Here is a 25,267-nt window from a genome sequence, read left to right as displayed (position 1 = left end):
GCGGGGCTCGGGGGCGGCGGGGTGCCGTGGATCGCGGCGGCGGCCGCCGGTCTGCGCAGCGCGCCGCCGAGGAAGAGCTCGGTGAGCGAGAAGGCGGCGTCGCGCGGGGCGAGCCGGCCGTCCTGGATGGACCAGCCGACGCCGGCGACGAGGTCGAAGAAGGCCTCGCTCAGCCAGGCGGCGCTCAGCTCGATGCGGAACGCGCCCTGCTGCTGGCCGCGCAGGAACAGCGCGTGCAGCCGGGCGATCTGGAGCTCCCAGAGGTCGTTGATGTCGTCGTTCTCGTAGAGCTGGTTCTCGCCGGCCAGGAAGGCGCAGAGCGCGGCGTCCGGGACGGCGGCGTCCACCAGGCGGCGCAGCGCGGCCTCCGCGTCGCCGTGCTCGACCGCGGCGGTGTCCAGCGCGGCGGCGAAGCGGCGCAGGCCGAGCAGGCCGACCTCGCGGATCAGCGCCTCGCGCCCCGGGAAGAGCCGGTGCAGCGTGGCACGGCTGATGCCGGCGGCGCGCGCGATCTCGTCCAGGTGCGCGGTCGGGCGGCGGGAGAGCACGCCGACGGCGGCTTCGAGGACGGTGTCGCGATCGGTGGCCATGAGCCGAGTTTAGCTCAGGTGAGACATCGATGTCTCAGAATTATTTTCCGAGTCTCAAATGAGCCGCCGGCCTTCGAGGTCCGGGCAGCAAAAACCGGGGGCGGCGGGTGCCGTCCCCGGTCGGGGTGCCGTGTGCCGCGGCCCGGCCGCGGGCCGCGCTCAGCTCTGGTTGTAGAAGCCGGTCTCGTCGAGCGGCCGGTCGATCACCATGACCTCGACCTCGGCCGGGGTGAGCAGGAAGACCCTGCGGGCGATCCGCTCGATGCCGCCCCGGGTGCCGAAGATCAGCCCGGAGGCGAAGTCGACCATCCGCTTGGCCTCGGCCTCCTCCATCTCGGTGAGGTCCATGACCACCGGGATGCACGCCCGGATGTGCTCACCGACCGTGCGGGCCGCCTCGAAGCCCGTCGGCCGCAGGGAGACGATCTTCGCGGGCGCGGCGACGGACGGAACCGTCTCCTGATCGACCCACTCGTCGTCGTACACCGCGGCCGGGTAGTTCCCCGAGGGCATCAGCCACCCGTTGTGGTGCTCGTCGCGAAGTGCTCCCATGCCGCGCCTCCCTGCCTCGTCCCGTCCTGGTCCCCCGGGGGTGCGTGTCGTTTTTGACACGTCATCCACTCGTCGGAACTGTCCGAGTATCGCACTGATCACCGGTCCCGTGCCCGCTCGCGACCCCCGTACGAGTCGTGCCGCGCCGGAATCCCGGGCGGACCCGGGCAAAACCAGCAGACGCAGCACGGCGCCGTACGGTTGCGCGCGTAGACCATATCGGTAGCGGTCACGGCGTAATTGACCTTCTGTCAACAATGCGGAAACGATTTCGCCCGGCCGATCACTCGCCGGTCGAGCCGTCCACCAACTCGCGCAGAAGATCGGCGTGGCCGTTGTGTCGCGCGTACTCCTCGACCAGGTGGGCGAGGATCCAGCGGAGCGTCACTTCCCGGCCGTGGCGCAGCCGCTTGCCGACGGTGTCCAGCGGCAGACCGGCCGCCGCGCGGCGGGAGGCCTCGATCTCGGCGCGCCAGGTGGCGAAGTCGGCCGCGACGTCGGCGGTGTCGACGTTGTCGAAGTCGCCGTCCGGCTCGGCCTCGGTCCAGTAGTGGCCGGTGGCGATCTCCTCGCCGAGCAGGACGGCCTGGAACCAGTACCGCTCCACCTCGGCCATGTGCCGGACCAGGCCGAGCAGCGAGAGGCCGGACGGCGGGACGGAGCGCAGCCGCAGCTGGTCGTCGGTCAGCCCGCCGCACTTGAGCGCGAGGGTGCTGCGGTGGTAGTCGAGGAAGGCGGTGAGGGTGGCGGTCTCGTCGACGGCCATCGGCGGGTCCACCCGCGGGTCGAGTTCGGTCATGCGGGCCATCCTGGCGCCCGGACCCGGACGGGCGCGATCGATTTCTCCCGCCCTACGGGCGGACGACGGGAGTCCGGCGACGGGCCTTCGCCGTGCGCCAGAGCCCGACCACCGTGCCCAGGCCGAGCAGGGCGATCACGCCGGCCGAGAGCAGGAACGCCGCCGAGCCCGGGCGGTCCGCGCTGGCCGCCGCCGTGACGTACACCGCGGTGGTCGGCACCACGCCGATCGCGGTGGCGAGCAGGAAGGGCGTGAAGCCGACGCCGGAGAAGGCCGCGCCGTAGTTGGCCGCCTGGAACGGCATGCCGGGCAGCAGCCGCAGCACCAGCACGCTGCGGAAGCCCTGCTCGGTGAACCGCCGGTCCAGGGCGCCGAGCACCTTGCCGCGCAGGTACGGGCGCAGGGCCTCCCGTCCGAGGCCCCGGCCGAGCGCGAAGGCCAGAGCCGCCCCCAGCGTGGTGCCGAGGACGGCCAGCGCCACCCCCTGCTGGATGCCGAGCAGCAGCCCGGCCGCCGCGTTCAGCGCCGGCCGGGGCACGAACGCGAGCGTCCCCACCGCGTACACCAGGGCGAACAGCGGCCCGAACCAGTACCCGGGCATCCGGTCCGCCAGCCCTCCGGACAGCAGCTCCGTCGGGCTCCACAGCAGTAGCGACCCGGCCGCCGCACCGAGCAGGACGATCAGCAGCGCCAACCGCCACCAGGGCGAACGCGGCGCGGCGGGCGGTGCGGGGGCGGCATCGGGCTGGGACACCGCCCGAGCGTAACCGGTGCGCCGGGCCGGCGGTGAGGTCGGCGTCCAGCTCCTCGGGGGTGAGCGCGAGCAGGTGGGGGAGCAGGTTCGGCAGTTCGTCGAATTCCGGCGGGCGGTTTTCCGGGGCGGCTCCGGCGGTGCGGCCGTAACAGTCCAGGACGAGCGCCGGATGGCCCTGTTCGGCGAGCCGGGCGGCGGTCTGCCGGTAGAACGCGGAAATTCCCTTGGTGTCCGGCAGGACGAGGACGCCGGCTCCGGTGGCGACCTCCGGGCGGGCCAGGAAGGCGGCGAACCGGGTGCCGTCAGCCGAGGTCAGGGCGAGTGGCGCGGCCTCGGCCGGCGGTCACGTTTTCGGGGGCGGCTGCGTGCTCGGCGGTGGGCCGTTCGGCCAGGCGCAGCGCCCCGGCGCTCAGCACCAGGGCGAAGCCGAGGGCGGTGACCAGCCCGAAGGAGACGGTCAGCGAGGTGGCCTGGGCGAGGGTGCCGATGACCGCGGGGGCGATCAGACCGGAGGTGTAGGTGACGGTGGCGACGCCCGCGATGGCCTGGCTGGCGTTGTTGCCGCTGCGGCCGGCCGCGGCGAAGGCGAGCGGGACGATGACGGCGATGCCGATGCCGATGAGCGCGAAGCCGGGGATGGCCAGCGCGGGGCTGTCGGCGGCGACCACCAGCAGGCCGCCGGCGGTGGCGACGGCGCCGCCGATCCGGGTGGTGCGGACGGCGCCGAGCCGGCGGATCGCGGCGTCCCCGGCGAGGCGGCTGACCGCCATGGTGAGCGAGAAGGCGGTGTACGAGGCGGCCGCGAGGGTGGCCGAGGAGCCGGTGACGTCCCGCAGGTAGACGCCGCTCCAGTCCATCGAGGCGCCCTCGGCGAAGACCGCGCAGAAGCCGACCAGGCCGATCGCCAGCGAGCTGCGCGGCGGCAGGGCGAAGCGCGGCGGCTCCTCCGCGCCCTCCGGTGTCCGAAGGGCCGGCAGGCCTCGGCAGACGGGCTGGGCGAGCGCGAGCAGGACCAGCGCGGTGACGGCGAGCTGCAGCCGGGCGTCGAGGTCCAGGTGGGCGGCGAGGATGCCGAAGCCGGAGGCCACCAGGCCGCCGGCGCTCCACATCCCGTGCAGGCCGGACATGATCGAGCGGCCGAGCCGTTCCTCGATCTCCACGCCCTGCGCGTTCATCGCGACGTCCGCCATCCCGGCCGTGGCCCCGTACGCCAGCAGCGCCGCGCACAGCGCCGGCAGCGAGGGGGCGAGTGCGGGCAGGGCGAGCGCCAGGCACCAGAGCGAGATCAGTCCGCGCACCGCCGCCCGCCCGCCGTGGCGGTGGACGACGCGGCCGGCCAGCGGCATGGCGAGGCAGGCACCGATGGCGGGCATGACCAGGGCCAGGCCGAGCTGGCCGGGGGAGAGGTCGAGGCGGTCCTGGAGCCACGGGATGCGGGTGACGAAGCTGCCGCTGACGGCGCCGTGCACGCCGAAGACCACGGCGATGCTCGCCCGGGCCCGGCGCGGGGCGGTCAGTGGTTCCGGCGGTGGTGCGGTGGTCCGGTTCATCGGCGTTCCCTCCCGGTCGCGCGGTGCGGGGCGCGACGGTGCCCTGTGGGTGGCCCTGCTGGCAGTCAAGCGCAGCTGCGTGCGGGCTGCGCGGTCTCGTCCGACCGCACGACCGGACGGTTCGATAAACTATCAGGAAGGGACCCTGATAGAAACACTCCGACAGGAATGGAAGGATGAGCGGCCATGACCACCGCGCGTACGGCCACGCCGAGCACCGCCCGGGCGATCAACGACCGGCTGGCCCTCAACCTCCTGCTCGAACAGGGACCCCTGACCGCGACCGAGCTGCGCGACCTCACCGGCCTGTCCCGGCCGACCGTCGCCGACCTGCTCGAACGCCTCCAGCGCACCGGCCTGGTGGCCGTCGTCGGCGAACGCGGTGAACAGCGGCGCGGCCCCAACGCCCGGCTCTACGCCCTCGTCGCCTCCCGCGCGCACATCGCCGCCTTCGACGTCCGCGCCGGCGGCGTCAGCCTGGTCGTCGCCGACCTGGCCGGGCACACCCTCGCCACCGCCGAGATCCCGGTCGAAGGCGACGGCACCCCCGACACCGCCGCGGCGATCACCGCCACCCTCCTGCGGACCGCGCGCGTCGCCGGCGTCGAACGGCTGCACACCGTCGCGGTCGGCGCCCCCGGGCTGGTCGACCCGGCCACCGGACGGCTGCAGAGCACCGGAAACCTCCCCGCCTGGCACGCCGAACTCCTCGCCGAACTGCGCCGGTTGCCCGGCACCGAAGTGATCCTGGAGAACGAGGTCAACCTCGCCGGACGGGCCGAGCACCGGGTCGGCGCCGCCCGCGACCGCGACACCTTCGTCCTGATGTGGCTCGGCCACAGCGTCGGCGCCGCCGTCATCCTGGACGGGCGGCTGCGCCGCGGCTTCTCCGGCGGCACCGGCGAGATCTGCTTCCTGCCCGTCCCCGGCACCGTCGGCCTGCCCAGCGCCGACAGCTGCGAGGGCGGCTTCCACGACCTGGTCGGCAGCGTGGCGATCTGCGAACTGGCCCGCGCCCACCAACTGCCCGCCGCCCCTGCCGGGGACGCCTCCGCCGCCGAGGCCGTCGTCCGCGCGGCGCCACAGGCCGGCGAGGCGGGCGGACGCTTCCTGGACGAGCTGGCCGAGCGGATCGCGATCGGCGCGGCGAGCGTCTGCGTCGTGCTCGACCCCGGCTGCGTGGTTCTCGGCGGCGAGATCGGCCGGGCCGGCGGCGCCGAACTGGCCGGCCGGGTCGAACGGCGGCTGGCCCGGCTCTCCCCGCTGAGCACCGAGGTACGGGCCGGAACGGCGGGCGGCGGCGCCGTACTCGCCGGCGCGGTCCTGACCGCCGGGGACGCGGTGCGGCGGGACCTCTTCGGCGAACCGTAGCCGCGCTGTGCCGCCCTCGCTTCTGCCCGCCGCCGCCAGTACGGCAGGATGGCGCCCGAGGGGCGCGCACCACCAGGACCCTTGTCCCTCGAACCACCGTCAGGAGTCGCTCATGGGCCAGCCCGAGGCGCCCGCCAACCCGTACCGCATCGGCGAGGCCGCGGCGCTGCTCGGCGTCAGCGCCGACACCATGCGGCGCTGGGTGGATGCCGGGCGGGTCGCCGCCGCGCGCGACGAACACGGCCACCGGATCATCCCCGGCGCCGAGCTCGCCGCCTTCGCCCGGGAGCTGGCCCGGCCGGAGAACGCCGAAGCCGAAGGCCGCCCGTCCTCGGCCCGCAACCGCTTCCCGGGCATCGTCACCCACGTCGTGCTCGGCGACGTGGCCGCCCAGGTGGAGATCCAGGCCGGGCCGTTCCGGGTGGTGTCGCTGATCAGCCGGGAGTCCGCGGAGGAGCTGAACCTGGTCCCCGGCGCACCCGCCACGGCGGTCATCAAGTCCACCAACGTGATGATCGAACGGCGCTGACGCCCCACCGACGAGTCCCGGAACCGAACGAGAGGCCCGGATGCCGCCCCCGCACCTGCCGACCACCACCCTGATCGTCACCGTCCCCGGGGAGCCGAGCCACCGCGAGGGCATCGGCGTCCACAACCTCACCCCCTGACTCGCGGAGAGGATCCGATGAGCACCGACCGCAGCGCCCGCGTGCTGGCCGTCGCCCACCGAGGCGACCCGTACCGCTACCGCGAGAACACCCTGCCCTCCGTCGAGTCCGCGCTCGCCGCCGGCGCCGACGCCGTCGAGGTGGACGTCCAACTCACCCGCGACAAGGTGCCCGTCCTGCTCCACGACCGCACCCTGGAACGGCTCTGGGGAGACCCGCGCTCCATCGACCGGGTCACCGCCGAGCAGCTCGACGAACTCCGGCAGGGCCCGCTCACCGTCCCCACCCTCGCCGAGGCGATCAAGGCGGTCACCGCCGTCGAAGGCCGCCGGCTGCTGATCGACCTGGACGAACCCGGGCCCGCCGCCGCCACCTGGTCCGCCGTCACCGGACTCGGCGCCGAGCGGCAGGTCGCCTTCTGCGGCCCCGTCACCGCCATGCTCGCCGTACGCGAACTGACCCCCGACGCCGAGATCGCACTCACCTGGAAGCAGCCGAGGATGCCCGTCCGCGCCCTGCTCGACGACCTGCGCCCGCGCTACCTCAACCCGCCCTTCGGCCTCGTCACCCCCGAGTTCACCGCCGCCGCCGCGGACGCCGGCCTCGCCGTCTCCACCTGGACCGCCGACCTGCGCCGCACCATGCGCCGCCTGCGCGACACCGGCGTCGCCTCCATCACCACCAACCGGATCGGCGTCCTGCGCTCGGTCCTGGACGGCCGCCGGTGACGGAGCCCGGGCCCGTGCTGGGGCGGCGGGCCCTCGGACGGGCCCTGCTGGCCCGTCAGCACCTGCTCACCCGCAGCCGCCTCACGCCCGCCGCACTGATCCACCACCTCGGCGGGCTCCAGGCCCAGGCCGCACCCCAACCGCCCTACCTCGGGCTGCTCGCCCGGCTCGACCGCTTCACCTCCGAGCAGCTGAGCACCCTCATCGAGCAGCGGGCGGCGGTCCGGATCGCCCTCCAGCGCGGCACCATCCACCTCGTCACCGCCGAGGACTGCCTGACGCTGCGCCCACTGCTCCAGCCCGTACTCGACCAGGCACTGCGCACCACCTACGGCAAGCGGCTCGCCGGGCTCGACCTCGACGCGCTGGCCGCCGACGCCCGGGCCCTCGTCGAGGCGCAGCCGCGCACCTTCCAGCAGCTCGGCGCGCTGCTCGCCGCGACCCGTTCCGACCGCGATCCGGCCGCGCTCGCCCAGGCCGCCCGCTGCCTCCTGCCGCTGGTGCAGGTGCCGCCGCGCGGCCTGTGGGGGCACGCCGGTCCGGCCGCGCACACCACCGCCGAGGCCTGGCTCGGCCGCCCGCTCGACCCGGCGCCCTCCCCGGACGACCTCGTCCTGCGCTACCTCGCCGCCTTCGGGCCGGCCACCGCCGCCGACCTCAGGAAGTGGAGCGGCCTCGGCGGGCTCACCCCGGTGCTGAAACGGCTCGCGCCGCGGCTGCTGACCTTCCGGGACGAGCAGGACCGGCTGCTGTACGACCTGCCGGAGGCGCCCCGGCCGGACGAGTCCACCCCGGCGCCGGTGCGGCTGGTCGCGCCGTTCGACAACCTGCTGCTCTCGCACGCGGACCGCACCCGGGTGCTGCCCGAGGAGTACCGGGGGCGGGTCATGACGCAGAACGGGATCGTGCTCGGGACGCTGCTGGTGGACGGGCTGGTCGCCGGCTCCTGGCGGCTGACGGCGGAGCAGGACGTCGTCGTGCAGCCGTTCGCGCCGCTGCGGCGGGCCGACCGGCAGGCGGCGGAGGCCGAGGCGGAGCGGGTACGGGCCTTCGCGGGCGGGGCCGGGACTGTGAAGATCGAGGCGGCGGAATAGGCCGTTCGGGTGTTTGGCGGTGGCTCGGCGGGCGCGTCGTCGGGCGCTCTGCTGAGCTGGGTCGGTTCGGAATCGACGACCCCCCGGCGGAGGTGACCGTGTCGGTGGAGCGCCCGCCCGATGGGCAGCCCGACCACCGCAGGCCGTACCTGATGCTGCCGCCCGCCCTGCGGCAGTCGGCGGCCTGGTCCGCGGCGGTGATCCTGCTGATCGCCGTCGCCTCCCTGGTGGTCTTCGCCCTGGTCGAGCTGCGGGCGGCGACGGTGCCGATCGTCCTCGCGCTGCTCGGCGCCTCGCTGCTGTACCCGGTGGTGCCCTGGCTGGTGCGGCGGGGCGTGAGCCGCGGCCTGGCGGCCGGGCTGACCTGCGCGGTCCTGGTGGTGGCGGTCGGCGGGGTGATCGCGCTGCTGGTCAACTCCCTGGTGCACAGCGCCCCGCAGATCGCCACCTCGCTGCAGGAGGCCGGCCAGCGCCTGTCCGAGTGGCTGGGGCCCGTCGGGGCGAAGATCCGGCACGCCCTGGACAACGCCAAGGGCGAGACCAACTCGCTGCTCTCCACGCTGACCAGCGGCTTGCTGTCCGGGCTCGGCCTGCTCACCCAGCTGATCACCGGCGGGGTGCTGGCCCTCGCCCTGGTCTTCTTCTTCCTCCGGGACGGCCACCGTACCGGCGACACCATCCGCTCCTACCTGCCCGGCCGCAGCGCCGAGACCGTCGTCGCCTGCGCCGAGCGGGCCTTCGACGCGATGGCCGGCTTCATGCGGGGCACCACCCTGATCGCCCTGATCGACGCGGGCTTCATCACCATCGGCCTGGTCGCCCTCGGCGTGCCCGGGGCGCCCGGCCTCGGCGCCCTGGTCTTCATGGGCGCCTACATCCCCTTCGTCGGCGCGTTCCTGTCCGGCACGGTGGCGGTCCTGGTCGCCCTCGCCGACGGCGGCCTCGGCACCGCCCTGTGGGCCCTCGGGGTGGTGCTCACCGTGCAGATGATCGAGGGCAACATCCTGCAGCCGGTCATCCAGAGCCGCACCGTCGAGCTGCACCCGGCGACCATCATGGTCGCCGTGGTCGCCGGCTCCGGCATCGCCGGCATCATCGGCGCGCTGCTCGCCGTCCCGGTCTGCGCGGCGGGCATGGGCGTCATCTCGGTCCTGCGAGGCGCCCCCGGCCGGGGTTACCGCTGACGGGGTTGCTGATGACGGAGTTGCTGCTGACGGGGTGGTCGCGGCAGCATCGCTGATGCGACGTGAGTCGCGACAGTACTGGAGGGGTGACATCGAACTGTTCGAGGTCGGCGGCGCGGGTGCGGGGCCGTACGGGATCGCCGCCGGGCCGGACGGGGCGCTGTGGTTCACCGAGAAGATCGGGGTGCTCACCCCGGACGGGCGGCTCGACGGCCATCCGCTCCCGGGCGAGGGCGCCGAGCCGCACGGCATCGCCGTCGCCCCGGACGGCACCGTGTACGCGGCGCTGGAGCGTGGGCAGATCGCCCGGCTGGACGCCCGGGGCTGACGGCGGAGCAGCTCCTCCGGGTCGGCGAGTCGGGCCGGGACGTCCCGGGCGAGTGAGGCCGGGACGTCCCAGGCGGGCGGGGTCGGGAAGTCCCGGGCGGGGGGCGGGGATTCGGGTCCTGGGGCCCCGGGGTGGCGGGTCCAAGGGCCCTGGGGTGTGGAGGCGGTCTGTTCGGATCATGGATCGCCATCCATTCGCACGACGTTCCCAAGGAGCGGTCCTTGAGCGCCACCCAGGCACAGGGCGACCCCGTACGACCGCCAACGGCCGTACTGGCCACGGCGGTTCGGGCCAGGCGGCCCGGTTCGGCGGTGGTCAGGCTGCTGACCACCACCGACCACAAGACGATCGGCACCATGTACCTGGTGTCGTCGTTCGCGTTCTTCCTGATCGGTGGCATCCTCGCCCTGGTCATGCGTGCCGAACTCGCCCGGCCGGGGACACAGATCCTCTCCAACGAGCAGTTCAACCAGGCCTTCACCATGCACGGTTCGGTGATGCTGCTGCTGTTCGCGATGCCGCTGTTCACCGGCTTCGCGAACTGGATCATGCCGTTGCAGATCGGCGCGCCGGACGTCGCCTTCCCGCGCCTGAACATGCTGTCCTACTGGCTGTTCATGTTCGGCTCGCTGATCGCCGCCGCCGGCTTCGCCACCCCGCAGGGCGCCGCCGACTTCGGCTGGTTCCTCTACGCGCCGCTGTCCGACGCGATCCACTCGCCCGGCGTCGGCGCCGACATGTGGATCATGGGCGTGACGCTCTCCGGCTTCGGCAGCATCTTCGGCGCCGTCAACTTCATCACCACCATCATCTGCATGCGCGCCCCCGGGCTGACCATGTTCCGGATGTCCATCTTCTGCTGGAACGTGCTGCTCACCTCGGTGCTGGTGCTGCTGGTCTTCCCGGTGCTGGCCGCCGCGCTGCTGGCGCTGGAGTGCGACCGCAAGTTCGGCTCGCACGTCTTCGACCCGGCCAACGGCGGGGCGATGCTGTGGCAGCACCTGTTCTGGTTCTTCGGGCACCCCGAGGTGTACATCCTGGCGCTGCCGTTCTTCGGGATCGTCTCGGAGGTGATCCCGGTGTTCAGCCGCAAGCCGATGTTCGGCTACGCGGGCCTGATCGCCGCGACGGTGGCCATCGCGGGTCTGTCGGTGACGGTGTGGGCGCACCACATGTACGTCACCGGGCAGGTGCTGCTGCCGTTCTTCTCCTTCATGACCTTCCTGATCGCGGTGCCGACGGGCGTGAAGTTCTTCAACTGGGTCGGCACCATGTGGAAGGGCTCGCTGAGCTTCGAGACGCCGATGCTGTGGACCGTCGGCTTCCTGGTGACGTTCCTGTTCGGCGGTCTGACCGGCGTGCTGCTCGCGGCCCCGCCGATCGACTTCCACGTCTCGGACTCGTACTTCGTCGTCGCCCACTTCCACTACACGCTGTTCGGCACCGTGGTGTACGCGATGTTCGCCGGATTCCACTTCTGGTGGCCCAAGATGACCGGCAAGAAGCTCGACGAGCGGCTCGGCCGGATCACCTTCTGGACACTGACCGTCGGCTTCCACACGACCTTCCTGGTGCAGCACTGGCTCGGCGCCGAGGGCATGCCCCGCCGCTACGCGGACTACCTGGCCTCGGACGGCTTCACCACCCTGAACACCGTCTCGACCATCGGCTCGTTCCTGCTCGGCCTGTCGATCCTGCCGTTCCTCTACAACGTCTGGAAGACCGCCAAGTACGGCGAGAAGGTCGCCGTGGACGACCCGTGGGGCTGGGGCCGCTCGCTGGAGTGGGCTACCTCCTGCCCGCCGCCGCGGCACAACTTCGTCAAGCTGCCGCGGATCCGCTCCGAATCCCCGGCCTTCGACCTGCACCACCCGGACATCGCGGCCCGCGACGTACTGGAGAACAGCGGCAAGCCGGCCACCCACCTCGGCGACGTCGAACCGGCGACGTACGACCGGCCGCTGAGCCGGGCCGACCGGGCCCGGGTGGCGGCGGCGTCCTCGGCGGCGGCCACCACTCCGGCGGCCTCCTCCACTCCGGCGGCCTCCTCCGCTCCGGCGGCCACCGACTCGTCACCAGAGAGCGCCTGAGACCGCTCCCCTCCCTCACCCCTTCGTGACCAGGAAGGCCGGGTCGTGAACCACACCGTTCTCGCCATCGGCACCGCCGCCCTCACCGCGAGCGGCTGTGTCTGGTACCTGCCCGCCATCGCCGACCTCCAGGCCGGCGCCGACCGGCCCCGCTCCACCCGTACGGCCGCCGCCGCGTGCGTGCTGTGGTGGGCGGCGCTCGCCCTCGCGGGCGGACTGCTGCTCGTCGTGGCGGACTGGCGGCCGGCCGCGCAGATCGCGCTGGCCGGCCTGGTCGGCGGCACCGCGCTGCGGGTGCGGGCCCGGTGGGACCGGCGGCGGGAGGTGCGGGAGGCGGCCGCGAGCTGGGCCGCGCTGGACGCCGGGCCCGCGCCGCTCACCGGCCGGCCGTCGACCGGCGCCCTCGCCCTCGCGGGGTGGCTGGTGGTCGGCGTGGCCGTCGCGTCGCTCGGCGCGGTGGCGATCCTGCTGTCGGGCGGGGTCGGCCCGCGTGTGGTGCCGGCGGGAGTGGGCGGGGCGGCCCTCGCGCTCGCCTTCCTGCTGGTGGGGCTGGGGGACGTGCGGCGGCGGGGCCGCTGAAACCGGGCGCAATGGGGCCGTTCGGCCCTGGGGCCCGGCCGCCCGGTGGGCGATGATGCCCTGGGCCCCGCCGGGAGTGTGCGGGGGTGACGAAGGTGGAGCCGCGTGATGGCGACCAAGACGGAGGGCGCCGAGGCCTCGGCGCCGGTCCGGGTGTTCCTGCTGGACGACCACGAGGTGGTCCGCCGCGGGGTGCACGACCTGCTGGACGGCGAGCCGGACCTGGAGGTGGTCGGCGAGGCGGCGACCGCCGAGCAGGCGCTCGTCCGGGTGCCCGCGCTGCGGCCCGACGTCGCCGTGCTGGACGTCCGGCTGGGCGACGGGGACGGCGTCTCCGTCTGCCGTGAACTGCGCTCCCGGATGCCCGGGCTGGCCTGTCTGATGCTCACCTCCTTCGACGACGAGGAGGCGCTGCTGGACGCCGTGATGGCGGGCGCCGCCGGGTACGTGCTGAAGCAGATCAGCGGCACCGACCTGGTCGCCGCCGTCCGCACCGTCGCCTCCGGCCGCTCGATGCTCGACCCCGGCGCGGCCACCCGCCTGCTCAACCGGTTGCGCAGCGACGCCGAACCGGCCCAGCCGGCGACCACCGGGCCCGGGCTGACCACCCGCGAGCAGGAGGTGCTGGCGCTGATCGGCGAGGGCCTGACCAACCGGCAGATCGGCGAGCGGCTCTACCTCGCCGAGAAGACGGTGAAGAACCACGTCTCGCGGCTGCTCGCCAAGCTCGGTGTGGAGCGGCGGGTGCAGGCGGCCCTGATCGCCACCGAACTGCGCCAGGCGTCCGCCGCCGCACAGCCGTCCCCGCTGCGCGCGGGCCGCGGCTGACGGGACGACCGTCGGGCTCGACCAGCGCCGTCCGCAGGTACCGGTACGGCCGGCGGATCACGGGCGCGGGGTGGTCCACGGCGGACTACTGGCCCGCGGGGGAGCCGGCGTGGCGGGTGCGCCGCTCGCGCTTGAGCACCTTGCCGGTCGGTCCGTGCGGGACGTCCTCCGGTGTCCGGACGATCCGGACGGCGGCGAGGGCGGCCAGCCCGAACGTCGTCAGCGCCTCGTTGGCCGCGGCCAGTACCTCCTCGGCGCCGGCCTCCGCCGCCGCGTCCTGCAACTGCACGATGGCGACGGCTCGTTGGCCCTCCCCGGGGGCTCCCGGGAAGCCGACCACCGAGCAGTCCCGGATGAGGTCGGCGCAGTCGGCCAGCAGCACCTCCTCGATCGGCAGGCTGTGGAGCGGTCCGTCGACGGTGTCGATGACGTCCACCGTGCGGTCGAGGTGGTAGCAGCGGCCCTCGGCGTCGCGGCGCGCGACGTCGCCGCGGATGGCGAGGGGTGCGATGGGGCTCTGGTCACTCATGGCGGTCTCCGGGACGTGGGGTTCCAGGGGGTGGGTTCTCGACGTGCGGCAGGGCGCGTGAAGGGAATGCAGGCCGGTTGTTCCGGGCAGCCCGCGGCCGGCCACGCGGAGGCTTTCCGGGGGATTCCCAGGGAATTCGGTCGGGTCCGGTGACTCCGGCAATCGGGCGCCGAGTCGGAGTGTGTCGCCGGACCTTCCGGACACCGCGGTACGGCACCGGGCCGCCGCCTTGGCCTGTCGGCGGGCCGCCGGGAATGCCGGATCGACGGGGCAATCGGTGACCGCGGCGGCCGGCACGAAGGGACGTGCGACCACCGTTTCCGGCGCGTGGACCGTCGGCACGGCGACCGTGCGGGGAGCCGGGCACGGGCGTGTGGCCCGGGCGTGTGGCCAGGGCGTTCGCCGACTCCGGGCGCCGGCCGTAGCCCAGGGCGCGTCCACGGTGGACGATCGCCGGACGACCGGGATTTCGACGTGCGATATCGCTGAACACGTCGAGCAGGTCAGGAACGACCCGGGAACCACAAATATTTGACATGCCCGCCCCAATGGCGCCGAGAAGTACTCCTCCGTCCTCGGTGAACGGCGACTCTACCTTCGAACATGCATGGCGACAATGGACGTTGGGGGTGTTCTTCCAGGAAGTCGTGGCGGAGTTGTGAACCGTGCCCGAACGGTCCGGTCGTTCGGATAAGGACCGTGCCGCTGTCGCGTTACCGGCGGACCCGGAGTTGTCGCCATGATGCACTCCGCACATGCCGAATCCCCCTCCGAACTGCGCTCCTTCGACAGCGGCCACGGCCGCCTCGCCTCGAACATCCGGAGCTGGTCGGCACGTTGGCGATCAGCGGCAACGGCGCGCGGCGCGGCGGAGTTCCCCGTGCGGTGGCCACCGGGGGCGCCCGGCCGTTGGGGCTGACGACGTTGGAGACCGGGGCCGAACGGCGTGCTCGGGCCGTTACGACCCGACCGGGGCCTCCCAGAGCAGCCGGGTGCCGCCGCCCTCGGCCCGGTCGACGGCGAAGGCCCCGCCGACCCGGTCGGCGCGCTCGGCGAGGTTGCGCAGCCCGCTGCGGCGCCCGCCCTCGGGCACGCCCACGCCGTCGTCCGTGACGGTCAGCACCACCCGCCCCGCGAGGGCGCGCAGCGTCACCTCGACCCGGGTGGCGCGGGCGTGCCGGGCGGCGTTGCTGAGCGCCTCGGCCAGGACGGCCACCACGTGCGCGGCCAGCTCCTGCGGCACGTCGGTGTCCAGCAGGCCCTCCATGCTCAGCCGGGGCGCGAAGCCGAGCGGGCCCTGCGCCTCGGTGACGACCCGGGTGGCGCGGGCGCGCAGGCCGCGGTCGGGTTCGCTGTGGGCGCGCAGGCCGAAGATGGTCGAGCGGATGATCTTGATGGTCTCGTCCAGGTCCGCCACCGCCCGGGCCACCCGGTCCGCGGCGGCCGGGCTGTCGATCAGCCGGCCCGCGCTCTGCAGTGTCATGCCGGTCGCGAACAGCCGCTGGATCGCCAGGTCGTGCAGATCGCGGGCGATCCGGTCGCGGTCCTCCAGCAGCGTCAACTGCTCGGCGTCACGCCGCCGTTCGGCCAACTCCAGGGCGAGCGCGGCCTGGTCGGCGAAGCCCAGCAGCGGGCCGGTCTCCTCCGGCCCGAAGGCCGGCTGCCCCTGCGCCCGCGCCAGCAGCAGCACGCCCCGCCCGTACCCGGCGCCGGTGCCCAGCGGCACCGCCACCGCCGCGCCCAGCCCGTCGAAGCGGCCCGCCGGGCCGGCCGGGAACCGGGCGTCACAGGCCAGCTCGTCGCTGGTGACCGGCGAACCGGAGGCGTACGCCGCGCCGGACAGCGTGCCGTCCACCGGCACCGTCACCCCCAGCCGCGCCGACGGCGTGCCGCCCAGCGCGACCTCGACGGCCAGTTCCTCGGCCCGCTCCTCCGGGCCGGCCAGCGCCACCGAGACGTCCGCCAGCTCGGCGCCCGAGATCTCCCGGGCCCGCCGGGCGATCAGCTCGACCACCTCCAGGCGCGGCGCGCCCGACAGCAGACTGCGGGTGATCTCGGTGCTCGCCCGCAGCCAGCGCTGGCGCAGCTGCGCCTCCTCGTACAGCCGGGCGTTGTCGATCGCCACCCCGGCCGCGACCGCCAGGGTGGCGATCACCGCCTCGTCGTCCTCGTCGAAGTCCAGCCCGCCGCGCTTGTCGGTCAGGTAGAGGTTGCCGAACACCTCGCCGTGCACCCGCACCGGCACCCCCAGAAAGGTGTGCATCGGCGGGTGGTTCGGCGGGAACCCGGCCGAGGCCGGGTGCTCCGACAGCACCGGGCAGCGCAGTGGCCGCGGCTCACGGATCAGCTCGCCCAGGATGCCCCGGCCCGACGGCGGCGGCCCGATCTCGGCGATCTCCTCGTCGGACAGACCCACCGTCAGGAACTGCGACAGCGAATGCCCGTCCGGCCCGATCACCCCCAGCGCGCCGTAGCGGGCGTCCACCAGGTCGACCGCCGCCTCGACGATCCGGTGCAGCGCCTGCGCGAGGTCCAGCTCACGGCCGACCGCGAGCACCGCCTCCAGCAGGTTGTGCACCCGGTTCTGCGTCCCGCGCGCCGCGTCGATCCGCCACTGGAGCTCCTCCAGCAGCTCGTCCAGGCGCAGCCGGGGCATCCGCGCGCCGCCGCCCGCCGCGCTGCCGTCCGCTCCGCCCACCGCTGTCCTCCTCGTGTCCTGCCCGACCGGCCTGCCCGACCGGCCTGCCCGACTGGCTTGTCCGGCCGGCCTGCTTGCCCTGACCGGCCTGCCCCGACCGACCGGCCCGCCCCCGCCGTGGCGCGGCTCGGGTGCCGTCCGACCAGCGGGATCGCCGTGATCACGGTAGTGCCCACGTGTCGTCCGGGTGCACGGCGGGGTCGGCCGTAGGCTCCCCCGGGCGGGCCTTAGGTCCCGTGGCCGAGGGCCCTGCGGCCTCTGTTCCCGGGCCGTCCGGGGCTGCCAGGGTGGAGGAGGAGCGGAGGAACGGACGGGGCGTCAGCGCGCACCGTCGCCGACGCCGAACCACCGAGTGCCGACACCGTGGAGGAACGCGAATGAGCGAGCGCAGCGAGTCGACGTCAACCGTGCTGGCCGGAGTCGACGGCTCGCCGCAGAGCACCGCCGCCGCCCACTGGGCCGCCGAGGAGGCGCTGCGCCGCGGCGCGTCGCTGCGCCTGGTGCACGCCTGGCCGTGGCTGACCGACGGCGTGTCCTCCTTCGCCGAGCCCGACGACCTGCCCGACGCCGCCCAGCGGACCCTGGCCGAGGCGGCCGAGGCCGTCCGCGCGCGCCACCCGGAGCTGACCGTGCAGACCGACGCGGTGCTCGACGCGCCGATCGACGGCCTGGTGGCCGCCGCCGCGGACGCCGACCTGCTGGTGCTCGGTTCGCGCGGCCGCGGCGGCTTCACCGGGCTGCTCCTCGGCTCGGTCAGCATGTCCGTGGCCGGGCGCAGCGGCGCGCCGGTGGTCGTGGTGCGGGAGGCCGGCGAGGACGCGGACGGCGCGGCCGAGGTGGTGGTCGGCGTCGACGCCCACGCCCCGGAGGAGGAGGTGCTGGCCTTCGCCTTCCGTGAGGCCGCGCTGCGCGGCGCCCCGGTCCGGGCGGTGCACGGCTGGGAGCTGCCGCCGCTGTTCGGCTACGCGGGCGGGGCCGTCCCGGCGGGCGAGGTCGACCAGTTGGAGGCGCTGGAGGCGAAGCTGCTCTCGCTCGCCCTGGCCGGGCCGCGCGAGCGGCACCCGGAGGTCGCGGTGGTCGAGGACGTCCGGCTGGGCTCGGCCCGCGCGCTGGTCGAGGCCTCGGCCGCGGCCTCGCTGGTCGTGGTCGGCCGGCGCCGCCGCCCGCTCGAATTCGGCCCCCGGCTGGGCCGCGTCGTGCACGCTGTGCTCCACCACGCCGAGGCGCCGGTCGCCGTCGTCCCGCACGGGTGACCAAGGCCCTGCCGGGCACAGGGCGTACGGCCCTGTCGCCCGCCGGGGCCAGCGCGCAGGATCGGACGTAGTGAGGTAGTGCGGACCACGCGGTCGAGGGAGTGGACCGCTCTCCGGTCGAAGGAGTGGATCGTCATGACGCGCACCCGGACCCCCGCCCCGGCTGCGCACGGGCCAGGCGCTGATGGGGGCACCTCCCAGCCGGAGGCTGGGGGAGGGTCTGGCTGCTGGCCACCGTGCACGGCGTACGGCTGACGGTCTGGCACCAGGCCGTCGAGTGGCCGGACACCCGGTGGGCGCTGCGCGACCCGGCCACCGGACCGAGCCAGGTGCAGCTGGTGCTGCGCGCCGGTTACGGCCCGCCCGGCGCGGCCACGCCCCGCCGGGCGGTGACGGAGACACTGGCCGGGCCGGCGGGGTCCTGAGGGGCCCGGCCGCGCAGCGCCCGCCGGCGGTCCGAGCCCCGGAGGCCGTTCAGCGCGGCCGGTCGGCCGGGGCCAGTACCTGTGCCCTGAGCCGCAGTTCCGGGCTGTGGCGGAAGGTGAGGGTGAACTCCACCCACTGGCCGGCCCGCAGGGGCGGCGGGGCGGGGATCATCAGGTCCGCGTCTTCCGGGGACATCGCCAGTTCGCCACGGCCCGGTACGGGCAGCGCGGCCACCGGCTCCCAGCTGCCCGCCGCGCCCTGGTGCAGGTGCCGCTTGGGGATGATGCGCCCGCCGAACTCCCATTCGGCGCCGGTCAGTTCGTCCGGTATGTCGCCGGGGTTGCGGATCGTGAAGAAGGCCGCCGTGGCCGAGGCCGCGCCCGCCGTCGGCAGCAGCACCCAGCCCGGCCCGGCCTCCACCGGGCGGGAGCGGCCGGCCCCGCCGACCGCCGTCCACCCGGTGAGCAGCACCAGCGCCAGCGCCGCCGCGCCGACCGGCGGGCCGACGACCTTCAGCCGTTCCAGCACGCTCATCGCCGGTGCGTTCATCGCCGCGCCCCCTTCCCGCGCACCCCGTCGCCGCGCACCCCGTCGCCGCGCACCCCGTCGCCGTGCACCCGGGCGCCGCCGCGCCCCGGCGCCCAGGTGCGCAGCCGCAGGCTGTTGCCCACCACGAGCAGCGAACTGAGCGACATCGCCACCGCCGCCAACATCGGGTTGAGCAGCCCGACCGCTGCCAGCGGGATCAGCACCACGTTGTACCCGAAGGCCCACAGCAGGTTGGCTCGGATCGTCGCGAGGGTCTGCCGTGCCAGCCGTACGGCGTCCACCACCGCCTCGATGTCGCCGCGCACCAGGGTCAGCCCGGCCGCGCCGATCGCGGCGTCGCTGCCCGAGGCCAGCGCCACCCCGAGGTCGGCCGAGGCGAGGGCGACCGCGTCGTTGACGCCGTCGCCGACGACCGCCACGGTCCGTCCGGCGGCGCGCAGTTCGGCCACCACCTCGGCCTTGCGCTCGGGCGAGGCCGAGGCGTGCACCCGCTCGATGCCGAGTTCGGCCGCCACCGCCCGGGCGGCGCCGGGGCCGTCCCCGGTCAGCAGCACCGTCTCCAGGCCCAGCCCGCGCAGCCGGTGGACGGCTCGCCAACTGCCCGAGCGCAGCGTGTCGCCGACCGCCAGGACGGCCGCGGGCCGCCCGTCCAGCTCGACCACGACGCCGGTGCGGCCCGCGTCCCCGGCCCGCGCCACCGCCTCGGCCAGCGCCGGGGGCAGCACGGCGTCGTCCGGCCGGACCACCCGGACGGCCCGGCCCTCGACCGTCCCGGACACCCCGAGCCCGGTGACCGCCGCGAAGCCGTCCACGGCCGGCAGGGCCCCGCAGCGCTCCCGGGCCGCCGCCGCGACGGCCCGGCCGATCGGGTGCTCGGAGCGGTGCTCGACCGCCCCGGCGAGCCGCAGCGCCTCGGCTTCCGCGACGCCGTCGGCCGTGGCCACCGCCGCCAGCTCCATCCGGCCCGTGGTCAGCGTGCCGGTCTTGTCCATCACCACGGTGTCCACCCGGCGCAGGCTCTCCAGCACCTCCGGGCCGCGCACCAGCACGCCCAGTTCGGCGCCCCGCCCGGTCGCCGCCAGCAGCGCCGTCGGCGTCGCCAGCCCCAGCGCGCACGGGCAGGCCACCACCAGCACCGCGACGGCCGCCGTGACCGCCGCCTGCGGGGCCGCGTCCGCGCCCAGCCAGAAACCGAGCACGGAGGCCGCGACCGCGAGGACACAGGGCACGAACACCCCGGCCACCGCGTCCGCCAGCCGCTGCGCCCGCGCCTTGCCGGCCTGGGCGTCCGCCACCAGGGCGGTGATCCGGGCCAGTTGGGTGTCCGTGCCGACGGCCGTGGCCCGGACCACCAGCGCGCCGCCGACGTTCACCGTGGCGCCCGCCACGGCGTCCCCGGGGCCGACCTCCACCGGCACGCTCTCCCCGGTCAGCAGGCTCAGGTCGAGTGCCGAACCGCCCTCGACCACCACCCCGTCGGTGGCCACCCGCTCACCCGGGCGCACCACGAACTCCTGCCCGGGCAGCAGCAGTTCGATCGGCACCAGGCGCTCCTCGCCGTCCGCGCCGCGCAGGCACACCTGCTTGGCGCCCAGCTCGGCCAGCGCCCGCAGCGCGGAGCCGCTGCGCCGGCGCACCCGGCCCTCCAGCAGCCGCCCGGCGAGCACGAACAGCGGCACGCCGACCGCCGCCTCCAGGTACACGTGCGCCGCGCCGCCGCCGTCGGCGGTCAGCGAGAACGGCATCCGCATGCCCGGATCCCCCGCCCCGCCGAACACCAGCGCGTACGCCGACCAGCCGAAGGAGGCCACCACGCCCAGGCTGACCAGGGTGTCCATGGTCGCCGCCGCGTGCCGCAGGCCCTGCCAGGCCCGGCGGTGGAACGCGGCCGACCCCCAGGTCACCACCGGGACGGCCAGCGCGAAGCAGACCCACTGCCAGGCGGTGAACTGCAGCGCGGGCACCATCGACAGGACCAGCACCGGCACGGCCAGCAGGGCGGTCACCAGCAGCCGCCACCGCTCGTCCGGCTCCTCCTCCGCCGCCGCCCCGACCGGCGCCCCGGCGGCCACCGGCTCGGCGGTGTAGCCCGCCCGTTCGACCGCCGCCACGAGCTCGGCCACCGGCACCTCGGCCGGGTGCAGCACCCGGGCCCGGCCGGTGGCCAGGTTCACCCCGGCCGTCACCCCGTCGATCCGGCCCAGCCGCTTCTCGACCCGGCCCACGCACGCCGCGCAGGTCATCCCGCCGACCGCCAGATCGGTGGACACCAGGGCGTCGGCGTCGGCGCCGGCCCCCGCGACCGCGCTCATCGCATCCCGCCCATGTCGTGCCCGCCCATCCCCGGCGACTCCCCGCCCCCGCTGCTCGGCCGCAGCCCGGGTGCCACCGGCCCCACCTGCCGGCCCACCCCGTAGGCGACCACGAACACCACCACCAGCAGCAGGGCGAACCCCGCCAGCACACTCAACGGCCGGACGCCCGGCGACTTCGCTTTCACCTCCCACCAGTCGGACGGGCACCGCCGTCAGTTCCCGTACGCTCCACAATCCTCTGCGTAGTCGGAGATCCTCCGGGCAGCGCCCCGTGCCGTCGGTGCGCCGTCTACGATCACCGAGTATCCGGAGGATGCCCCCGGCTTCAGCCGGGGGAGGAATCCGGCTTCCCGCGTAGCGGGTCAGGGGCAGCTGAATCGCCGTCGAGGCGGTCCGGTGTCTCGGAATGGACGGCGTTGAGAGCGGCCTCAAGCAGGTGCAGGATCTCGGAGTTGATGGAACTTCGGTCCATAGCTGCTTGGCTGTCAGTCGTGTGTGCAAGTCTTCGGGGAGTCTGAGTGCGAAAAGGATCGTGATGCCGTCGTGACGACATCGATGTCGGCGGAGGAGACCGGGCATGCCCGGTACGCCTACCGCTTGCGCGTGTCGTCCACCGCGCTCGCAGCCCTTGAAGCCGAGTGGGGGCGGTGCCGGTGGATCTGGAACGAGTGCGTCCACCAGTCCCGGCAGGCGCACGTGTTCAACCGCAGTCGTCCCGACGGGACCGAGAAGCGCACTGCCGGTCCGGCGCAGCTGGACCGGATGCTGACGCAGGCCCGTGCGGCGATGGGATGGCTGCGCGAGGGAAGCTCGGTTCCGCAGCAGCAGATCATCCGGGACTTCGCGAAGTCCCGTGCGAAGGCGATCAAGGACGTCAAGGCGAAGCTGCCGGTCAATCGACGCGCCGGGATGCCGAAGCCGAAGAAGAAGCGTGAGGCGCTGCCCTCCCTGAACTACACGCGGCGAGGATTCCGGATCAAGGACGGTCGTCTGCATCTTGCAGGCGGGATCGTGCTGACCGTGGTGTGGTCCCGCGGCCTTCCCGCCGACCCGACCAGCGTTCGCGTGTACCGCGACAGCGTCGGGCACTGGTACGCCTCGTTCGTCGTGGCAACCGAGACGCAGCCGCTGCCCGCCACCGGCAACGTGATCGGTATCGACTGGGGCGTGCGCGAGATCGCGACCACCACCAGCGACCCGTACGATCTGCCCCACCCGCAGCACGGGAAGAACGCCGCCGCCGCACTCGCGAAGTACCAGCGCCGTATGGCACGCCGCAAGCCCCCCAAGGGCAAGCCCGCGTCCAAGGGCTACCGCGACGCGAAGCGGCAGACCGCCAAGCTCCACAGGAAGGTCGCCGACCAGCGGAACGACACCGCCCGCAAGTGGGCCAAGACGGTCGTTCGCGACCACGACGCGATAGCCGTCGAGGACTTCCGACCGAAGTTCCTCGCCAGGACCACCATGGCCAAGAAGGCCGCCGACGCCGCCATCGGCGCGACCAAGCGAGCCCTGATCGAGATGGGCCGCAAGCACGGCAGGGCCGTGCATCTGGTCCACCCCGCGCACACCACGATGGACTGCGCGCACTGCATGGCGAGAGCCAAGCATGCACTGCCGCTGGGAATGCGCACCTACACCTGCACCGCGTGCGGAGTCTCATCCCCCAGGGACAAGAACTCCGCACACGTGATGCTCATCCGGGCTGGACTCGTACCCGGCTGACGTTGAGGGCATAAGACACGGCGGCCCGCAGGGCCACCATGCAGCCCGAGTCAGAAATCCCCCGGACGAAGGCGGCATCCCCCGCCTTCAGGCAGGGGAGCAGTCAACGTGCTCACCTCGGACCCGTCGATCCACTGGGGCATGCACGCCGTCCAGACCCGCTGACCCGGGCCCCGGTTCAGCGCCGCACGCTCCGCGGGCCCGTGACGTCGGCGCCCAACGCGCCCACCCGGGCCCGCAGTTCGCGGTCGGCGGTGACCACCAGGCAGGCCCGCGCCGGATCCCCGGCGCGGGCCTCGCGGACCAGCTCCACGATCCGGTCGTCCCCGCTGCCGCCCGCCTCGACCACCCGCACCTCGGGCAGCCCGGCGACGCTCCGGGCCGCGCCCTCCACGACCAGGACCACCTCCAACGGCCCGGGCCGCTCCGGCAGGCCCCGCGCGGCGACGGCGACCAGCGCGTCCCGCAGCCGCTCGGCGGCGCCCCGCCGGTCCCGCCACCAGCCGTCCGGCACCGAGCCGACCACATTCGCGCCGTCCACCACCAGCAGGGCCGGGGCGGCCTCGTTCTCTCTCATGGCCTGAGCGTGCCACCCCGGGCCGCGCTCAGCCGAACCGGCGACGCGCCCGGCAGGTCCGGCGCCGCCTGCGCGGGGGCCGTCCGGCCGTCCGTAAGGCAGCGAGCCCATGGAGACACGCATCGACGAGATCGCCGAGCGCATCCAGGACCTGTCCCCGGGTCAGTCGAGCGTGATCCGGATCCCGACGGTGCCGCGCTCGCCGCGTCGCAGCCGGCTGCCGAGCAGCGTCAGCACGCCCAGCAGGCCGTACTTCTGGCGCAGCAGGGTGCGGTAGGCGGCGGTGCGCTCGGGCCCGAGGATCTCGGCCGTCGCCGGGTACTGGTCGCCGGTCGGGCGGCCCTTGACGTCGCACGGGCCGACCAGCACGTCGGCCCGGTTGCGGATCCGCTTGACCTTCCAGGAGTCCGCGACGGTCCAGACGCCGAGCGCCTCCCCGTCCCGGACCACCCACACCGGGGTCGGCACGGCGGTGCCGTCCTTCTTGTACGTGGTGACGAGCAGGTAGCTCCCGGAGGAGAGCCGCACGATCCGGGCGAGCCGGTCCGCGGCGGAGGGGTCGGGCGTGGTCATGGCCGGAAGTCTAGGGCCTGTCCGGTGTGCGGCGGCTGGTCAGCGTGGCACACGGCGGCTGGTGCGGGCGGAGTGGACCAGGGCGCGGGCGCGGCGGGTGAGGCGGCGGTGGCTGCGGTCGCCGACGCCGGTGGCGCCGCCGATGCCGGTGGCGCCGCCGCGGTGGGCCCGTGCCGGGGCCGGGGCCGGTGCGGCGGCGGCGGTGCGGCGGCGGGCGGCGGTGTGGGCGGTGGCCCAGGCGGCGAGGGCGGTGGCGAGGACGGCGGCCGTCCAGACGGCGGGAGCCAGGCCGGGGGTGTCGCTGCTGGTGACGGGCGGCCGGGCCCACGGGGGGAGCTGGGAGGCGGCCGCGGCCTCCGGCGTCGAGCCGCCCGGGGCTGCGGCCTCCGGGGCCGGGGAGGAGGCCGGGGCGGCGGTGTCCTCGACCAGCTGTCCGACCGGCTGGACCTTTCCGGCGGCCGCGAAGCCCCAGTCGAGCAGGCTGGCGGCCTCGTCGTAGACCTTGCCTTGCGCCTCGGGGTGCATCACCGTCACCAGCAGGGTGCGGCCGCCGCGTTCGGCGGCGCCGGTGAAGGTGGCGCCCGCGTTGGTGGTGTAGCCGTTCTTGACGCCGATCAGGCCCGGGTACTTGCCGAGCAGCCGGTCGGTGTTGGCGATGTCGAAGCTGGTGCGCTGGCCGCTGAGCTTGTCCAGCCCGCCGGGGAAGCGCGCGGTGCGGGTGGCGCAGTAGGAGCGGAAGTCGGCGTTGCGCAGCCCGGCGCGGGCGAAGAGCGTGAGGTCGTACGCGGAGGAGACCTGGCCGTCCATGTCGTAGCCGTCGGGGGAGACGACCTTGGTGTCCTTGGCCTGCAGGGTGCGGGCGCGGGCCTGCATCTCGGCGACGGTCTGCGCGATGCCGCCGTTCATGTGCGCGAGGACGTGCACGGCGTCGTTGCCGGAGCTGAGGAAGACGCCCCGCCACAGGTCCTCGACCCGGTACGGCAGGTTCTCCTTGACGCCGACCAGGCTGCTGCCGGCGCCGAGGTTGGCGAGCTCGGCCGGGGTGACCTGGTGCTCCAGCGAGCGGTCGAACTTGGGCAGCACGGTGTCCGCGAACAGCATCTTGAGGGTGCTGGCCGGGGGCAGCTGCAGATGGGCGTTGCGGGCGGCGAGCACCTCGCCGGTGGTGGCGTCGGCGACCAGCCAGGAGCGGCCGGACAGTTCGGACGGCAGGGCGGGGGCCCCGGCCAGCGGCGCGACCTGGACGTTCGGGCTGGCGAGCCGCTCCCCGCCGACCGGGCCGGCGGCGTCCTGTTCGAGGGCCGCGAGGGCCATCGGGGCGCCGACGGCGAGCACCAGGGCCGAGGCGGCGGCGCCGGCCGCGGCCCTGGCGGCGGACGGGGGCTTCTGCTGCATGCGCTTGGGAGGCACACGGCGAACGTACCCGGGCCGCCGCCGCGCCGCCGTGCCTGCTGCTCCGTCCGGTGGCGGCCGGGGTGCGGTCGGCGCGCACGACTTTGGTGGTACG

General features: G+C 74.6%; 25 protein-coding genes and 1 pseudogene. 12 read left to right on the top strand and 14 right to left on the bottom strand.

Annotated features, from left to right (window positions below):
* The 6 genes and pseudogenes from OP86_RS18895 to OP86_RS32985 form a co-directional block, all read right to left on the bottom strand.
* On the bottom strand, positions 1 to 590 hold a 590-nt coding region (locus tag OP86_RS18895), incomplete at its 3' end, for a TetR/AcrR family transcriptional regulator (RefSeq protein ID WP_063832409.1).
* A 159-nt stretch (positions 591 to 749) separates the two neighbouring features.
* Positions 750 to 1,142: a cell division protein SepF gene (locus tag OP86_RS18890; RefSeq protein WP_051830252.1), complete on the bottom strand. Its 393-nt coding sequence runs from the start codon at positions 1,140 to 1,142 to the stop codon at positions 750 to 752.
* A 283-nt stretch (positions 1,143 to 1,425) separates the two neighbouring features.
* Entirely contained in the window at positions 1,426 to 1,941 is a 516-nt protein-coding gene (locus OP86_RS18885; RefSeq protein ID WP_030056710.1) for a DinB family protein, read from the bottom strand.
* A 52-nt stretch (positions 1,942 to 1,993) separates the two neighbouring features.
* On the bottom strand, positions 1,994 to 2,695 hold the full coding sequence (locus tag OP86_RS18880; protein ID WP_051830251.1) for a TVP38/TMEM64 family protein: 702 nt from the start codon (positions 2,693 to 2,695) through the stop codon (positions 1,994 to 1,996).
* 91 nt (positions 2,696 to 2,786) lie between these two features.
* Positions 2,787 to 2,933: pseudogene (locus OP86_RS39195) on the bottom strand (dienelactone hydrolase family protein); the annotation flags it as partial.
* 64 nt (positions 2,934 to 2,997) lie between these two features.
* A complete protein-coding gene (locus tag OP86_RS32985) occupies positions 2,998 to 4,245 on the bottom strand; it encodes an MFS transporter (RefSeq protein ID WP_106973451.1) in 1,248 nt (415 codons plus the stop codon).
* A 186-nt stretch (positions 4,246 to 4,431) separates the two neighbouring features.
* Between OP86_RS32985 and OP86_RS18870 the strand changes: the two genes are divergently transcribed.
* The 9 genes from OP86_RS18870 to OP86_RS18830 all read left to right on the top strand — a co-directional run bounded on the left by OP86_RS18870 (position 4,432) and on the right by OP86_RS18830 (position 13,115).
* Entirely contained in the window at positions 4,432 to 5,616 is a 1,185-nt protein-coding gene (locus OP86_RS18870) for an ROK family transcriptional regulator (RefSeq protein WP_030056714.1), read from the top strand.
* Positions 5,617 to 5,728: 112 nt separating this feature from the next.
* The gene (locus OP86_RS18865) at positions 5,729 to 6,145 is read left to right on the top strand and encodes a TOBE domain-containing protein (RefSeq protein ID WP_030056715.1); all 417 of its coding nucleotides are present in this window, start codon (positions 5,729 to 5,731) and stop codon (positions 6,143 to 6,145) included.
* A 156-nt stretch (positions 6,146 to 6,301) separates the two neighbouring features.
* Positions 6,302 to 7,012 (top strand): glycerophosphodiester phosphodiesterase, encoded by a 711-nt coding sequence (locus OP86_RS18860; protein ID WP_030056716.1) that lies wholly within the window; start codon positions 6,302 to 6,304, stop codon positions 7,010 to 7,012.
* Positions 7,009 to 8,106 (top strand): winged helix DNA-binding domain-containing protein, encoded by a 1,098-nt coding sequence (locus tag OP86_RS18855; protein ID WP_033332435.1) that lies wholly within the window; start codon positions 7,009 to 7,011, stop codon positions 8,104 to 8,106. Before OP86_RS18860 ends, OP86_RS18855 begins: the two co-directional genes overlap by 4 nt.
* Before the next feature lie 98 nt (positions 8,107 to 8,204).
* Positions 8,205 to 9,290 (top strand): AI-2E family transporter, encoded by a 1,086-nt coding sequence (locus tag OP86_RS18850; RefSeq protein WP_234434914.1) that lies wholly within the window; start codon positions 8,205 to 8,207, stop codon positions 9,288 to 9,290.
* Between the two features lie 55 nt (positions 9,291 to 9,345).
* On the top strand, positions 9,346 to 9,618 hold the full coding sequence (locus tag OP86_RS18845) for an NHL repeat-containing protein (RefSeq protein WP_157849780.1): 273 nt from the start codon (positions 9,346 to 9,348) through the stop codon (positions 9,616 to 9,618).
* Between the two features lie 272 nt (positions 9,619 to 9,890).
* Positions 9,891 to 11,708: an aa3-type cytochrome oxidase subunit I gene (gene ctaD, locus OP86_RS18840; protein ID WP_483414670.1), complete on the top strand. Its 1,818-nt coding sequence runs from the start codon at positions 9,891 to 9,893 to the stop codon at positions 11,706 to 11,708.
* A 45-nt stretch (positions 11,709 to 11,753) separates the two neighbouring features.
* Positions 11,754 to 12,287, top strand: a complete 534-nt coding sequence (locus OP86_RS33650; protein ID WP_051830250.1) for a hypothetical protein — start codon at positions 11,754 to 11,756, stop codon at positions 12,285 to 12,287.
* Positions 12,288 to 12,395: 108 nt separating this feature from the next.
* Positions 12,396 to 13,115: a response regulator gene (locus OP86_RS18830; RefSeq protein WP_030062022.1), complete on the top strand. Its 720-nt coding sequence runs from the start codon at positions 12,396 to 12,398 to the stop codon at positions 13,113 to 13,115.
* A gap of 85 nt (positions 13,116 to 13,200) precedes the next feature.
* Here OP86_RS18830 and OP86_RS18825 read toward each other — a convergent pair whose 3' ends face one another.
* Positions 13,201 to 13,644, bottom strand: coding sequence for a class I adenylate-forming enzyme family protein (locus tag OP86_RS18825; RefSeq protein WP_030062021.1), 444 nt, complete (start codon positions 13,642 to 13,644; stop codon positions 13,201 to 13,203).
* 958 nt (positions 13,645 to 14,602) lie between these two features.
* Positions 14,603 to 16,300, bottom strand: coding sequence for a sensor histidine kinase (locus tag OP86_RS18820; RefSeq protein WP_030062020.1), 1,698 nt, complete (start codon positions 16,298 to 16,300; stop codon positions 14,603 to 14,605).
* 419 nt (positions 16,301 to 16,719) lie between these two features.
* Between OP86_RS18820 and OP86_RS18815 the strand changes: the two genes are divergently transcribed.
* Together OP86_RS18815 and OP86_RS18810 are read left to right on the top strand one after the other, a co-directional pair.
* A complete protein-coding gene (locus OP86_RS18815) occupies positions 16,720 to 17,595 on the top strand; it encodes a universal stress protein (RefSeq protein ID WP_030062019.1) in 876 nt (291 codons plus the stop codon).
* A 236-nt stretch (positions 17,596 to 17,831) separates the two neighbouring features.
* Positions 17,832 to 18,020 carry a hypothetical protein gene (locus OP86_RS18810; protein ID WP_030062018.1) on the top strand — a complete coding sequence of 63 codons (189 nt, stop codon included), beginning with the start codon at positions 17,832 to 17,834 and terminating at the stop codon, positions 18,018 to 18,020.
* Positions 18,021 to 18,069: 49 nt separating this feature from the next.
* On the opposite strand, the gene OP86_RS18805 is transcribed toward OP86_RS18810, so the two are convergent.
* Genes OP86_RS18805 through OP86_RS18795 form a run of 3 tightly spaced genes read right to left on the bottom strand, consistent with a single transcriptional unit; the run spans position 18,070 to position 21,070 of the window.
* Positions 18,070 to 18,570: a copper chaperone PCu(A)C domain-containing protein gene (locus tag OP86_RS18805; RefSeq protein ID WP_078588645.1), complete on the bottom strand. Its 501-nt coding sequence runs from the start codon at positions 18,568 to 18,570 to the stop codon at positions 18,070 to 18,072.
* The gene (locus tag OP86_RS18800; protein ID WP_063832408.1) at positions 18,567 to 20,882 is read right to left on the bottom strand and encodes a heavy metal translocating P-type ATPase; all 2,316 of its coding nucleotides are present in this window, start codon (positions 20,880 to 20,882) and stop codon (positions 18,567 to 18,569) included. The genes OP86_RS18805 and OP86_RS18800 overlap by 4 nt, the downstream gene beginning before the upstream one ends.
* Complete coding sequence (locus OP86_RS18795) at positions 20,879 to 21,070, bottom strand: hypothetical protein (RefSeq protein ID WP_030062015.1); 192 nt, start codon at positions 21,068 to 21,070, stop codon at positions 20,879 to 20,881. The genes OP86_RS18800 and OP86_RS18795 overlap by 4 nt, the downstream gene beginning before the upstream one ends.
* A 370-nt stretch (positions 21,071 to 21,440) precedes the next feature.
* On the opposite strand from OP86_RS18795, the gene OP86_RS18790 reads away from it, so the two are divergent.
* The gene (locus OP86_RS18790; RefSeq protein ID WP_033332429.1) at positions 21,441 to 22,610 is read left to right on the top strand and encodes an RNA-guided endonuclease InsQ/TnpB family protein; all 1,170 of its coding nucleotides are present in this window, start codon (positions 21,441 to 21,443) and stop codon (positions 22,608 to 22,610) included.
* Between the two features lie 178 nt (positions 22,611 to 22,788).
* On the opposite strand, the gene OP86_RS18785 is transcribed toward OP86_RS18790, so the two are convergent.
* The 3 genes from OP86_RS18785 to OP86_RS18775 form a co-directional block, all read right to left on the bottom strand.
* A complete protein-coding gene (locus OP86_RS18785; protein WP_030059360.1) occupies positions 22,789 to 23,187 on the bottom strand; it encodes a PIN domain-containing protein in 399 nt (132 codons plus the stop codon).
* 162 nt (positions 23,188 to 23,349) lie between these two features.
* The gene (locus tag OP86_RS18780) at positions 23,350 to 23,760 is read right to left on the bottom strand and encodes a PPOX class F420-dependent oxidoreductase (RefSeq protein ID WP_033332427.1); all 411 of its coding nucleotides are present in this window, start codon (positions 23,758 to 23,760) and stop codon (positions 23,350 to 23,352) included.
* A gap of 39 nt (positions 23,761 to 23,799) precedes the next feature.
* The gene (locus OP86_RS18775; protein ID WP_418952599.1) at positions 23,800 to 25,170 is read right to left on the bottom strand and encodes a D-alanyl-D-alanine carboxypeptidase family protein; all 1,371 of its coding nucleotides are present in this window, start codon (positions 25,168 to 25,170) and stop codon (positions 23,800 to 23,802) included.
* Between the last annotated feature and the right edge of the window lie 97 nt (positions 25,171 to 25,267).

Source organism: Streptomyces novaecaesareae, from assembly GCF_000716875.1.
GTDB classification, from domain to species: Bacteria; Actinomycetota; Actinomycetes; order Streptomycetales; family Streptomycetaceae; genus Kitasatospora; species Kitasatospora novaecaesareae.
This window is presented reverse-complemented; position numbering and strand designations above follow the sequence as displayed.